The 13,294-nt window shown below is 42.1% G+C and carries 8 protein-coding genes; all 8 read left to right on the top strand.

Annotated elements, in window-relative coordinates:
* The first annotated feature begins 468 nt into the window (after window positions 1–468).
* The gene (locus tag ACFSKL_RS16745; RefSeq protein ID WP_376887494.1) at window positions 469–3,336 is read left to right on the top strand and encodes a glycoside hydrolase family 2 TIM barrel-domain containing protein; all 2,868 of its coding nucleotides are present in this window, start codon (window positions 469–471) and stop codon (window positions 3,334–3,336) included.
* The gene (rhaM, locus tag ACFSKL_RS16740; protein ID WP_376887492.1) at window positions 3,302–3,616 is read left to right on the top strand and encodes an L-rhamnose mutarotase; all 315 of its coding nucleotides are present in this window, start codon (window positions 3,302–3,304) and stop codon (window positions 3,614–3,616) included. The genes ACFSKL_RS16745 and rhaM overlap by 35 nt, the downstream gene beginning before the upstream one ends.
* 387 nt (window positions 3,617–4,003) lie before the next feature.
* Window positions 4,004–6,811, top strand: coding sequence for a glycosyl hydrolase (locus ACFSKL_RS16735; protein ID WP_376887491.1), 2,808 nt, complete (start codon window positions 4,004–4,006; stop codon window positions 6,809–6,811).
* Between the two features lie 273 nt (window positions 6,812–7,084).
* Window positions 7,085–8,134, top strand: coding sequence for a GntR family transcriptional regulator (locus ACFSKL_RS16730; RefSeq protein WP_376887489.1), 1,050 nt, complete (start codon window positions 7,085–7,087; stop codon window positions 8,132–8,134).
* Between the two features lie 77 nt (window positions 8,135–8,211).
* Window positions 8,212–9,651: a purine-cytosine permease family protein gene (locus ACFSKL_RS16725; RefSeq protein WP_376887487.1), complete on the top strand. Its 1,440-nt coding sequence runs from the start codon at window positions 8,212–8,214 to the stop codon at window positions 9,649–9,651.
* A 9-nt stretch (window positions 9,652–9,660) separates the two neighbouring features.
* On the top strand, window positions 9,661–9,846 hold the full coding sequence (locus ACFSKL_RS16720; protein ID WP_376887486.1) for a hypothetical protein: 186 nt from the start codon (window positions 9,661–9,663) through the stop codon (window positions 9,844–9,846).
* The gene (locus ACFSKL_RS16715) at window positions 9,843–10,733 is read left to right on the top strand and encodes an alpha/beta hydrolase (RefSeq protein ID WP_376887485.1); all 891 of its coding nucleotides are present in this window, start codon (window positions 9,843–9,845) and stop codon (window positions 10,731–10,733) included. The genes ACFSKL_RS16720 and ACFSKL_RS16715 overlap by 4 nt, the downstream gene beginning before the upstream one ends.
* Window positions 10,734–10,852: 119 nt before the next feature.
* On the top strand, window positions 10,853–13,255 hold the full coding sequence (locus ACFSKL_RS16710; RefSeq protein WP_376887483.1) for a glycoside hydrolase family 31 protein: 2,403 nt from the start codon (window positions 10,853–10,855) through the stop codon (window positions 13,253–13,255).
* Window positions 13,256–13,294: the final 39 nt, after the last annotated feature.

The raw sequence follows: 13,294 nt of genomic DNA, 5'->3' as shown, positions 1-13,294 counted from the left end.
TTTTTTTGAGTTGCCTGTGTGAAAGAAAAAAGAAGCGAGAGACAAGAGACAGGGAGAAATCTTGCAGAGATGCGCTGAGGATAGTAGATGCTGGATTACAATCAAGTACTTAGCGATTTCTTGATTCATTATTCGGAGTTCAAAATTCAGATTCAAGACTTGAGAACCCCGATAGGGGTTAAACTTTGAGTAGCCCCGGGTTTCAACCCGGGAAGATAGAGAACAATATAAAGATTTAAGACCAACCCCGAAGACGTCAGACAGGATTGAATCTTTTAATTTATCTATGAAAAAAAGTGTCAACTATTTTCAGGACGTGACAAGACCTGAGATGCCCTGAAATACCTGTCCTGGGTACCTATAGCTCCTGACTGGAGGCTGAATTTTTCTCAGCCTCAGTCCGAAAGTACAGGATACTTATTATGATAAAATGGCTTTTATTAGTCGTTTCATGTCAATCCAAATACCATGTCTTATAGAAATACACTGAAATTATTGATCGCATCTTTCCTATTCCTATCCACAATCACTACAAGCCAGGGGCAGCACACAGAGCAATTTTTTCTCAGTGGCACAGACAATGAAAACACAGAAACGTGGGAATTTTTCTGCTCCTCCGGGAGAAATAGTGGCTTTTGGAGCACCATTGAAGTGCCATCCCATTGGGAGCAACAGGGTTTTGGTGCGTACAACTACGGTAGGGACTATGTGACTTATGGCCGCTCTCATGAATTTGCCGATGAAACTGGATTCTACAAAAGAACTTTTACCATCCCACAAAATTTCAAGGGGAAATCCCTTGAACTAGTCTTCGAGGGCTCGATGACCGACACAGAAGTGAAAATCAATGGCCAATCCATAGGGCCTGCCCACCAAGGTTCATTCTATAGGTTTACGTATGATATCACCGACTTCATCAACTTGGAAAAAGAAAACCTGATAGAAGTCAAAGTGAGTAAAATGTCTTCCAACAATTCTGTCAACCGTGCAGAGCGCTATGCTGATTATTGGATTTTTGGAGGGATTTTCAGACCAGTCTACATCAATGCAAAACCCCAGCAACATATAGCCCACCATGCAGTAGTCGCAGAAGCAGATGGCAATCTGGAAGTCCACTTGGAGCTTGAAAATGTAACAGAGAATCACGAAATCATCGCAACAGTTTCCGAACTGAACGGAAAAACCATCAAAGAATGGAAAACCAAAGCTAACTCATCAGGAGAGCTGGTTATAAAAAACAAGGTAGAAAATATCAAGGCTTGGAATTCGGAATTCCCCAATCTCTATCAACTTAAGCTCTCGCTAAAAGGCAAAGGAAACAAAACCCTCCATGAAGTCGAAGAACGCATTGGCTTCCGAACCATCAAGATCATAGAGGGAGATGGAATCTATGTGAATGGAGTAAAAGTTAAAATGAAAGGGATCAACAGGCATGCCTTCTGGCCTGAAACAGGCAGATCTCTCAATGCTTCCCTGGACTTGATGGACATCTTGCTCATGAAGGAGATGAACATGAACTCAGTAAGAACCGCCCATTATCCGCCAGACAAGTCATTTTTACATTTGTGTGATTCTCTTGGTCTCTATGTGATGGATGAGCTTGGAGGTTGGCAAAACGCCTATGATACAGAATCAGGTAAAATATTGGTGAGGGAAATGGTCCGAAGAGATGTCAACCATCCTTCGATCATCTTCTGGAGCAATGGCAACGAAGGGGGAACCAACAAAGCCTTGGATGGTGATTTTGATCTTTATGATCCATCAAAGAGACCCGTGGTTCATGCCCATCACAGACCTGGCAATGATTTCAATGGCATAGACACCGATCACTATGAAAATTATGCAAGTCTATTGAAAAAATTTGCAGATTCTACCCTGATCTATATGCCAACGGAATTTCTCCATGCACAAGATGATGGTGGCGGAGCAGCTGGTCTTCACGATTTTTGGGAATTGATGTGGGCTTCCAAGATGTCAGGAGGTGGCTATCTTTGGGTGTTTGCAGATGAAGGTTTGGTCAGGACAGACATTGGGAATAAGATAGATGTCAATAGGGTCAATGCTCCAGATGGCTTGCTTGGTCCCCATAGGCAAAAAGAAGGGAGCTTCTATGCCGCACGGGAGATTTTCAGTCCGGTAAAAATATTTCTGGACAAGCTTCCCGAGGATTTCAATGGGGAAATTGAAGTGGAAAATAGGTTTCATTTCACTAATTTATCTGAGGTTAACTTTGAAATAGCATGGGTCAAATATAGAAAACCTGGAGATCCGATTTCAGGCCATGTAGTCATCGGTCAATCTGAGGTAGAAAGTCCAAATGTTAAGCCAGGGGAAAAGGGAAAGATCAAAATCCCTGATCTCAAGTTGCACAGTGAAGCGGAAGGCATCTACCTGAAAGCCATAGATCCCCATGGCAACGAAATCTACACTTGGTCTTGGAAAATCAATGCATTGAAGGACTTTTTCGAAGTTATCAACAGCTCAAAAAATGAAAACAATGCATCAGACCTTACGGTCAGTGACAGTCTGAGCGTGTTGTCAGCAGGTGGATTTACACTGACTTTTGACAATGCAAATGGCACACTTTCCAGAATCCAAAAACCAAGCGGAATGGATCTAAGTTTTGGAAATGGTCCCATCTTCACATACGGTGCGCAGAGAGTAAGCAATATTGAGAAAATAGAAGATGGAGGATCCAGATCACTTATCATCAAATACGATGGACACCTGAAAGAAGCCAAATGGACAATCCACCCAAGCGGCTGGGTTGAACTCAATTATACCTATAATCTTCCAGAAGGGGAATATGCTTACCCCGGAATCAGTTTTGATTATCCAGAATCGAATGTCATCAGTGCCAAATGGCTTGGAAAAGGTCCCTATAGAATCTGGAAAAACAGAAACCAAGGAACGATAGATGTCCACCAAAATCTCTACAACGACACACATACCGGAAGTACGCCATGGGACTACCCAGAGTTCAAGGGATATTTTGGAGATATCTCATGGATGGAAATCAATACTGCCCAAGGAAAATTCTATGTAGTCTCAGAAAAAGAAGGCTTAAATGTCCGTCTTTTTGATTTCTATGGTGTCTCAGGTCCAAGCAGCCATCCTGAATTGCCGAAAGGGGATATTTCGTTTTTGGATGGTATTCCTGCACTTGGCAGTAAATTGGCCTTGGGAATCACCTCCAATGCCGCCGTCTATGGTCCACAGGGAGAAATGAACACTATGGACGGCACCTATACTCGAACCTTATATTTCTATTTTGATATTATCCAAGATCCAACATTGAGCCATGATAAAACAAATCGCTTTCCGAATGAAAATTAAGCCCGGTTCTGAGGCTGAATACCAAAAAAGACATGATGAAATCTGGCCTGAACTGAGAAGTCTACTCAAGGATTCTGGCGTATTGAACTATAGCATCTTCTTGGACAGGGAGACCTCCATGCTTTTTGCCATACAAGAGGTCGCTGGTGAAAGTGGTTCACAGGATTTGGGAAATGAAGCTATCGTCCAAAAATGGTGGGCTTTCATGGCGGACATCATGGATACCCATGAAGACAATTCTCCAGTATCCGTTCCTCTTGAAGAGGTTTTTAAATTGTAGAGTGTGTAGGAGACGCTAGATATGAGATGCAAGACATAAGATTCAAGAAACATGACATAAACAAGATACAAGTGAGAATCGAGAGAGGAAAAGGGGTATAAACCCCGAACGGACCTGCCTGACGTCAGACAGGGTTAAATCTCGATTAGCCCCGTATGAAATGCGGGAAACATAGAAAGAATACCCTTTATGGTTTTTTTAACCCCTTCGGGGTTAAACATTGAATAACCCCGGATTGCTATCCGGGGATCAAAGTCGATGATGGAAACAACAACCCTGAAGGGCCTGCCTGTTGCAGACAGGGTTGAATTTCTGCAATTAAAAGAAAAAAGTACCAAATAAAATCCAGACCTAACTGGACACAAACCCGAAAGTTTTCAAAAAAATATGAAGTCATTTTCAATAAAACCCAGACTGCTGTTATTTACAGGTATCGTTTTACTTTTTCAATTTTCTTGCAACAGCCCCGAGGAAAGTGAAATCTGGGAAAAGGAAACCCTTGTAGACCAATGGCCGGAAATCACCAAGGAAAGCAAGCCATGGACAAGATGGTGGTGGATGGGAAGTGCTGTAGATAAGGAAAACATCGATTACCTTTTGGAAGAATATGATCGGGTTGGGCTTGGGGGTGTGGAGATAGCACCTATATATGGAGCCAAAGGCTATGAGGATAGGTACTTGGATTTTTTATCAGAAGAATGGATAGAGGTGTTAAAGCATACAGTTTCCAAAGCAAGTGAACTCGATATGGGCGTGGACATGACTTTGGGTACAGGTTGGCCATTTGGCGGTCCTCAGGTCAGAATGGAACATGCTGCATCAAAAATGATCGTGCAGGAATATGAAATATCCGATGGACAAAAAAAATTGGAAATCATCCAAAAGAAAAGAAATGATAGAGAGTCTGATGGCATGCTGATCTATGTGATTGGAATATTCAAAAATGGGGATAGAAAAGAAATCTCCAACTTACTCGTTGCTGATGTGCTCGAAAACCTTCCTGCTGGCCTCGAAAAAGTACAGGCATTATATTTTGCAAAAACGGGACAAAAAGTCAAAAGAGCTGCTCCCGGTGGGGAAGGTTTTACCCTAGACCATTTTTTCAGGACAGCTGTCAACAATTACCTAGAAACATTTGACAATGCTTTTTCGGAAAATTATCCCGAAATCAGGTCATTTTACAATGACAGTTTTGAAGTCTATGGCGCCGATTTTACAGCTGACTTTTTGGATGAATTTGAAGAAAGAAGGGGCTATGATTTGAAATTGATGCTTCCGGAGCTGATCGAAAACTCCGGAGAAGAAAAATCAATCCGGGTCAAATCTGATTACAGGGAAACACTGCATGAATTATTGCTGGAAAATTTCACGGAAAACTGGAGCGCCTGGGCAAGAGAAAAAGGCAAAAAAACCAAAAACCAAGCCCATGGCTCACCGGGAAACTTACTTGATATCTATGGCGCAGTGGACATTCCCGAATGCGAAACATTCGGTTCCAGTTATTTCCCGATTCCGGGATTGAGGAGGGACAGTGCAGATATCCGCAATGTAGACCCCGATCCCATCATGCTCAAATTTGCCTCTTCTGCCGCACATCTTACCGGAAAAAACCTGGTTTCCTGCGAGACTTTTACTTGGCTTGGGGAGCATTTCAAATCCTCTTTTTCCCAAATGAAGCCCGAGCTTGATCAGACATTCTTGGCTGGAATCAACCATGTATTCTACCATGGTGTGACTTACAGCCCCCAAGATGTCCCATTTCCGGGCTGGTTGTTCTATGCTTCCCTCAACCTGACGCAGCACAATAGTCTTTGGGATCATTTTCCTGAATTCAACCAATACATCGCCCGCACCCAATCGGTGCTTCAGGCGGGGATACCTGACAATGAACTATTGGTGTATTGGCCTGTTTACGATGTCTGGTCTAACCCAAAAGGCATGATGGAATTGATCTCAGTACACCACATTGACCGATGGCTCCATCCGACAGCGTTTTATAGACAATCCAAACAGCTGATGGATTTGGGGTATTCTGTAGATTTTATTTCTGACAAAATGATAGCTGCATCCAGTACAGAAAAAGGACAAATCAAAACCCATGAAAATGCAAATTCTGCAAAAGCCCTAATTATACCGAAAGTCGAATTCATGCCTTTGGAGACTTTGGAAGACATCTTGTCATTGGCGAAGAATGGTGCGACGGTGATATTTCAGGAAAAACCAAAAGATATTCCCGGGCTGCATGAACTGGAAGACAAAAGAACAAGATTTGCATCCCTATGGAATAAGGTAGGATTGGACAAAAGCACCCAAGTGACCTGGGGAAAAGGAAAATTGATCCTATGCGAAAATATAGCTTCCAGCCTGGAAAAAGAGGGGATACATCAGGAAGGAATCAGTGCCGCAGGACTGAAATTTATCAAGCGAAAAATCGGAAATGATAAATACTACTTTATCGTCAACCACAGTGCCAACACAATCAGCCAGAAAGTCAACTTCCTGACTGACTCGGAAAATGCAGTGATCATGAACCCATTGAATGGAAAAATGGGCCTTGCAAAATCCGAAAGAGCAGAAAAATACCTCAGTGTTGACCTCCACTTAGAATCTGGAGAATCACTTATCATCCGGACTACCAACCAAAAGCCTAATCAAATTTCAGGTTGGGGTTACCATACCAATGCCATTTCGGCCACCGAGATCATTGCTGACTGGAAAATCACCTTTGATCCCAAAGGAGGGCCAAAGCTCCCGCAAGAACAGCAAATGGATAAGTTGGCAACGTGGACAAATCAAGGAGACAAGGATGCGGACTTTTATTCGGGAAGGGGTACTTATAGTGGGAGCTTTGACTTTGAACCTGACCAATCAATGGATTACACCCTGAATTTTTCCAAAATCCATGAAAGTGCCAGAGTCTGGATCAATGGAAACTATGCCGGACAAGCATGGAGCCTGCCGTACAAGTTGGATATATCTGGCCTATTGGTGCAGGGAAAAAATGAAATAAAAATAGAAGTAGCCAACCTGATGGCCAACCATATCCGCTATTTGGACAGCAACAAGATCCAATGGAGAAACTACCACGAAATCAACTTTGTAAACATCGATTACAAGCCTTTCGATGCATCTTCTTGGAAGGTAATGCCCTCAGGACTTGATGGAAAGGTAGAAATCAGGGGGTTCAAAAAATAAATCCCCTGATTTTTACAAAACTTTTGATACAGGTAAGTACAGGTAAGTTGCGCAGAAATAATTACTTGTATTAATATAAACCAGAGGACTATTATCCTGTCAAAAGTGCGTGGTTTTCAAAAAATCAGAACTTTGTTTTGTTTCGATAAAATAAGTAAAATTAAATTTACTGTTTTTTGTGAAAGATAATTGAATCGTATGTGTGATTTCTTTTGTAAAATACAATTTTCCAGTAAATTGCAATCGATTGCACAATTACAATGATAAACCCTTATGATCTCTTTTGACAATATTATTAGAATCGAGAACGATTCTAGAATCCCGAAATACCAGCAGTTAGTCCAGTGTCTTATTGAAAATATAGAAAGGGGATACCTCACCGTGGGGGAAAAAATCCCCTCTATCAATGAGGTAAGTGAACGCTTTTATCTTTCAAGGGACACGGTTGAGAAAGCTTACAACCAGCTCAAAAAGCAAAAAATAATTCTATCGGTCAAAGGAAAAGGTTATTATGTTGCACGAAATGTATCCCAATCGCAGGTGAAAGTTTTATTTTTACTCAACAAACTCAGCAATTACAAATTAAGAATATACAATTCCTTTTTGGAAAGCTTAGGCTCCACAGCCAAGGTGGATCTGCATCTCTACCATTGTGATGCCAAGATCATGCTCAAAATCCTGGAAGAGCATATGGGGGCTTATGATTACTATGTAGTCATGCCACACTTCAAGGATGACAAGCTCCGCCATCTGAATACAAATGAGGAAATCATCGAAGCATTGCAATGCATCCCTTCGGAAAAATTAGTCATCATGGATAACCTGATTCCTGAATTGGGTGAAAATGTCGCCTCCATCTACCAGGATTTCAAAGCAGATATCTACAAGGCACTGAAAGAGGGAATTGCCAGACTGAAAAAATATGAAAAGCTTGTATTGGTATATCCCGAAAAAGTACACTATCCATATCCTTCAGAAATCAAATGTGGTTTCCAAAAGTTTTGTGCAAACCATAACTTCGATTATGAAATCATCCCGACAATCTACCCGGAAATGGAACTGGAAACCAATGATGCCTACATCACCATCGAAGAGAATGATTTGGTCAGTCTGATCAAGCAAATCCGGGATCAAAAATTCCAAATGGGAGAAGATATTGGTGTGATTTCATACAATGATACCCCACTGAAGGAACTTCTTGGAATTACAGTCATGTCGACCAATTTTAAGGTAATGGGTGAAACAGCCGCCTACATGATCAAAAAACACAAGCACGAGGTGGTCAAAAACGTGTTCAACTTTATAGATAGAGGCTCAATTTGATTTCCAACAGCAAAGTACAGGACAGTTATTTCAGCTATTCATGATAGTTTGAGCCTTCTTTTAACCCAAAAGCAATCATGAGTAATAGCACAAGCTTAATTGCAAAACTAAATGCGATCAACGAATACGAACGCCAGCCAATCCCTGAAAACAAGCTAAAAGGCTGGAAAAAATTCATTGGAACCTATGCGGGAGAACATACCGCGGGAACCGAATTCGTTTTGGGGCCATTATTCGTAGCCCACGGAGCCACAGCTTTTGACTTGGTAACAGGATTGCTCATTGGCAATATACTGGCAGTATTGAGTTGGGCATTTTTTACAGGGAGAATCGCAGTAAAGACAAGACTTACCCTTTACTATCAATTGGAAAAAATCGCTGGGTCTAGGTTTACCCTCTTGTATAATTTGGTAAATGCTGGATTGTTTTGCTTCCTCGCTGGAGCCATGATTGCTGTATCAGCTACCGCAGTCGGGATCCCTTTCAATTTGGAAATGCCTACGCTGACGGATGTATTGCCAAACTCCCTTGGTTGGGTCTTGACAGTATTTGCCATTGGAACCATTACTACAGTAGTAGCCATGTTTGGTTTTGAGCAAGTCTCCAAATTCGCAAACATTGCAGCGCCATGGATGATCATGGTATTCATAGCCGCGGCAGTCGGTGTACTTCCAAGATTGGGAATCAATTCCATATCAGACTTTTGGCCAGTGGCCCAGGAGACCATCTGGAGTGGAGTTCCTTTGGAAGGCCAAAGCAAATTTACTTTTTGGCATATCATGTTCTTTGCATGGTTTTGTAATATGGCCATGCACATCGGTATGGCAGACATGTCTATCCTAAGATATGCCAAAAAATGGACTGCTGGATTTTCAACAGCCTCAGGGGTTTTCCTTGGCCATTATATTGCATGGATTGCTTCCGGGATATTATACTCCCTTTTCCTTCTGGAATCCAACAACAGCCTCACTTTCGCTCCAGGGCCAATCGCCTACGAAGCGGCTGGTATAGCAGGGGCAGTATGCGTGGTCATCGCTGGATGGACTACCGCAAATCCAACCCTTTACAGGGCAGGTTTGGCAATCCAGTCCATCAACCCAAAATGGAAAACTTGGAAAGTCACTTTGTTCGTTGGCCTATTTACAACCATTGCAGCATGTTTTCCCGCTTTGGTCATGCGTTTATTGGAATTTGTGGCACTTTATGGCTTGATCCTGATGCCTCTAGGTGCAGTGATTTTCATTGATGTCTATTATTTGGAGCGCTGGGGACTCAAAAGCAACTATGCGTCATTGTCCGGCAAAAAACTAAACCCGGCAGTGGCATTTACCTGGATTTTGACCTTGGGTTTCTGTCTGGCTTTGAATCTGTTTGCAGGAATTGAAATCTTCTTCTTGGGATTGCCAGGTTGGTTTGTGGCAGTGATAGCTTATTTGGTTTTTAGTAAATTATTCCAAAAACCAATCATCATTTCATCCAAACCTAAAGAGCCAATCGTCGAAACGGCGCTAAACTAAGAAACCACCATGAAAAATATAACCGTTATCTTGTCAATAGTAGGTTTGCTCTTCACGATCACTCCTCCATTTTTGGTGTTCTCAGGAATCATTCCACCAGCAACTTCAAAAACACTGATGTTGATAGGCACAGTTGTCTGGTTTACTACCGCCCCTTTTTGGTTGAACAAGAAATCTGAAAATACTGAAATATGAAAAAAATCTTCCTCTTGATGGCTCTCTTTGGTGCTTGCACAATGGCTTTTTCCCAGAAAACAGAAAAAATAAACCTCTGGGATCAAGAAGCTCCCTACACCAAAAAAGCGATTGAAGAAGATCAGCTCAATGAAAGAGGAAATGTACAGACAGTAGCCAAACCGGATATCACTGTGTACTTCCCAAATGCTGACCTGGCCAATGGCCGTGCGATTCTGATCTGTCCCGGCGGGGGATATGGCAACTTGGCCATCAACCATGAAGGATATGATATCGCAAAATTCTACAGTGACCATGGTTATGTAGCAGCCGTTTTGAAATATAGATTACCAGAACCAAGCTTGGTCTCTGAGCCTTGGCAAGTCCCATTGGCAGATGCCAAACAAGGATTGAAACTATTGAGAAAAAATGCCGAAAATTGGAAAATTGACCCAAATATGGTTGGCGTCTTGGGGTTTTCTGCTGGAGGACATTTGGCGTCTTCCCTGTCGGTGCATGGACAAAAAGAAGACAATAGCCTTCCCAGTTTTAGCATTCTGGTCTATCCTGTGATCAGCATGGACAAAGGGGTGACCCATGAAGGATCAAGAAAAAACCTATTGAGAGAACAGCTGGACACAGATTGGGAGACTTTTTATTCCAATGAAAAACAAATCAATTCAAATACTCCCCCAGCATTTCTAGTACACAGCTGGGACGATAAGGCTGTACCGGCGGAGAATTCAATCCGCTACGCAAAAGCACTGGCTGCAATCGGGACAAAAACCGAATTGCATCTCTTCGAAAAGGGAGGGCATGGCTATGGTCAGGGCGATCCAAGCAAACATGGAACCGCTTCGCAATGGATAAATATGAGCTTGGTTTGGCTGGACAATTTGCCAAAGTAAAATCCGAACAGGAGAGTAAAGGATAGTGTAATAAATCATATTGGGTATTTTTGGATTCTTCATCTTCTGAATCAACTGCTGGTGAATATCAAATTTCAACTTAACCCACAAACCATTATATGAAAAAATCATTCTTTTTTGTTCTGGTATTGTTATATTTTTCCCAAAATATAACTTTTGCCCAGACGCAGAATTTGCTGACTTTTCAGACGGACGATGCAGAACTTCAAATAGCATTCTACAAGCCTGATTTATTTAGAGTCAAGATCGGAAATGAAATACAGGAAGAGGGATTCTCCTACATGCTTGAAAAGCAACAATGGCCAGCTATCCCAGTTGAGAAAGAAGAAAGCCAATCATCCTACCTCATCAAAACCCAAGCACTGAAACTAGAAATAGACAAGAACACCCTTGCAATAAAGGTGTACAATGCATCTGGGGATTTGATTTCTTCGGAAGCGTCCAATGGAGCGGGAGGGTATTACCAACATGAAATCAAGGCTGGAATTTCCAAAAATATCTCGGCCGAAGAGCATTTTTTCGGCTTTGGTGAACGCATGGACTTTATGGACCAAAAAGGAAAATCTTTGTCCTTGAATGTAGGCAGAGGCCTGCTCAAGCCGCACATCATTGGAGCCTATAATATTTTGGAAGCCAATTATGCTCCCGTTCCCTTTATGATGAGTACCAAAGGATATGGCCTTTTTTACCATACCTCCCAGCCAAGTGAATTTGACTTGGGAAAATCGAATAAAGACAAATTGACTTTTGAAGCAGAAGGAACATATGTGGATTATTTCTTTATGTATGGACCTGAATTTACGCACCTGATCAACCACTACACAGATCTCACAGGAAAATCACCCTTGCTGCCAAGATTTGCCCATGGATTGCATGTGGGAACTTACAGCGGCGGAACTTGGGGACACGAACACTTGACCTCTGGAGAATATGTGGTATCTCTTGCCAAGAGATACAGACAAAAAGGGATTCCATTTGATGTGCTTCATTTGGATTCTACCTGGAGGTTGTTTGGTAAAAATGGGGGAAGTGGAGCCACTTCTTTTGAATGGAGAGAGACATTTACCAATCCTAAAAGTATGTTTGACCAGCTTTATGGAATGGATGTGAATATGGTTGGCCTACATGTACGGCCAAGGTTTGACAATGGCAACAACCTCAACCTCCTTGACCAAGCCAGGGAAGCTGGCCATGTATATCCTGAGGAAAACAACAAAGGGGAATTTGTGAACTTCTTTGATGACAAGGCAGTCGACTGGTGGTGGGAAAATGGTGTGATGAAGATTGCCGAAATAGGGGCGATGTTTTTGAAGACTGATGAAGGAAGTGCATTTGGAAGGCAGGCCAACGAAAGCAGCAAAACCGGACCGACCAGTGCAGCTGCCAAAAAACTACACAATGTATTTCCGGTAGCATACGCAAAAGCTCCTTACGAGAAATTCAAGGAGCATAACAAGATGCGTGGCATGAACCATACCCGTGAAGGCTATGCAGGTATCCAGAGATATCCATTTATATGGGCAGGGGATTGGCCAAGTGAGTGGCAATATTATGCACCTGTGATCCGTGCCGGTATCAATATGGGCCTTTCCGGAGTTGGGTATTGGTCGCATAACATGGGGGGCTTCGAGCATGACGCCGATCCAGAATTATTCGCTAGATGGGTGCAATTTGGAATGTTTAGCCCAGTAGCCCATGTATTCGGTATGGATCATCCCGGTTATAAGGAACCTTGGAATTATGGATCAGAGGCAGAGCAGATATTCACCAAATATGCAAAACTCCGCTACAACCTGATACCCTATATCTACTCAACAGCCTTTCAGCAACACCAGACTGGAGTTCCTATCATGCGTGCATTGGTATTGCATCATCAGGAAGATTTGAATACATATTCCATCGATGACCAATATTATTTTGGAGACCAAATGATCATCTGTCCAGTAACTACAAAATCTGCAAAAACCCGCGTGGTATATCTTCCAGAAGGAAAATGGTTTGATTTTTGGACAGGAAAACCATACGAAGGAAACGATTATTACAACATAGTGACACCATTGGAAACACTCCCGATTTTCGTCAAAGAAGGAGCAATCATCCCAACACAGGATGATGTGCTTTTTGACAATAAAAAGGATTATGGACAAATCACCTTTGAAGTTTTTCCTGGCAAAAATGGTAGTTTTGAGCTTTTTGAGGATGATGGAATATCCGAAAAATATATGGATAAAAACTATTCAACCACTTTGATTACCAGCGAAACGGAAAACAACAAAACCCAGATTACCCTCCACGAATCTAAAGGGAATTACGAAGTACCAACTAGGGGGATTGTTCTAAAAATCCATTCCAGTGAGACGCCTCAACAGGTTCAAGTGGATGGAAAAGTCTTCTCCAAATCAGGTGATACAGAAGGGTGGAGTTATGACAGTGCAAAAAAATTGATTTTGTTGCACACACAAAAAACTAGTAATCAAAATATTACAATTACTATTAATTAAGGTGTATAAATCAACAGTACACAACAGGACAGTAAATAT

Source organism: Belliella marina, assembly GCF_042682445.1.
Lineage (GTDB): Bacteria > Bacteroidota > Bacteroidia > Cytophagales > Cyclobacteriaceae > Belliella > Belliella marina.
Note: the sequence above shows the minus strand (reverse complement) of the source record. Positions and strands in the feature narration are given on the sequence as shown.

What these genes read in the sequence shown, in the direction of transcription:
- ACFSKL_RS16715 (WP_376887485.1), top strand. Translation starts at nt 9,843, where the DNA reads ATGAAAAAAATCTTCCTCTTGATGGCTCTCTTTGGTGCTTGCACAATG.
- ACFSKL_RS16720 (WP_376887486.1), top strand. Translation starts at nt 9,661, where the DNA reads ATGAAAAATATAACCGTTATCTTGTCAATAGTAGGTTTGCTCTTCACG.
- ACFSKL_RS16735 (WP_376887491.1), top strand. Translation starts at nt 4,004, where the DNA reads ATGAAGTCATTTTCAATAAAACCCAGACTGCTGTTATTTACAGGTATC.
- ACFSKL_RS16745 (WP_376887494.1), top strand. Translation starts at nt 469, where the DNA reads ATGTCTTATAGAAATACACTGAAATTATTGATCGCATCTTTCCTATTC.
- rhaM (WP_376887492.1), top strand. Translation starts at nt 3,302, where the DNA reads ATGATAAAACAAATCGCTTTCCGAATGAAAATTAAGCCCGGTTCTGAG.
- ACFSKL_RS16730 (WP_376887489.1), top strand. Translation starts at nt 7,085, where the DNA reads ATGATCTCTTTTGACAATATTATTAGAATCGAGAACGATTCTAGAATC.
- ACFSKL_RS16710 (WP_376887483.1), top strand. Translation starts at nt 10,853, where the DNA reads ATGAAAAAATCATTCTTTTTTGTTCTGGTATTGTTATATTTTTCCCAA.
- ACFSKL_RS16725 (WP_376887487.1), top strand. Translation starts at nt 8,212, where the DNA reads ATGAGTAATAGCACAAGCTTAATTGCAAAACTAAATGCGATCAACGAA.